Genomic DNA, 302 nt, shown 5'->3' with positions numbered 1-302 from the left:
ATTCAAATATTATAATCATACTACAAAGCGCGGAAAGTAAAAATGCAATTACAATTGGTGTTACGAGTCAACGTGATTCCCCAATTTCAGAGGGGGCCGATATTTCGTTTCTAATTCCATCGTCAAACGATTTGGTAGCGGATGTATGCTCAATTCATGAGGTATCGGTATTTTATTTACTGGATATTATATTAAAAGAATTTCAACGTAAAATTCAGAAAGAGGTGATATAAGATATTGTTCATAAGGCTATGTGGTAATTGTTAAAATTAAATAAGAGGGTGAGAGCCTATGAGAATTAT

Annotated in this window: 1 protein-coding gene; it reads left to right on the top strand. The window is 32.8% G+C overall.

The window, feature by feature from the left end; genetic code table 11:
- Positions 1-233: MurR/RpiR family transcriptional regulator (locus tag JKP73_RS22610; protein WP_200412035.1), on the top strand; the 233-nt coding region annotated here is incomplete at its 5' end.
- Positions 234-302: the final 69 nt, after the last annotated feature.

It is taken from the genome of Virgibacillus salexigens, from assembly GCF_014905415.1.
GTDB lineage: Bacteria > Bacillota > Bacilli > Bacillales > Amphibacillaceae > Virgibacillus > Virgibacillus salexigens.
The sequence above is the reverse complement of the archived record's forward strand: the minus strand, read 5'-3'. Positions and strand labels throughout refer to the sequence as shown.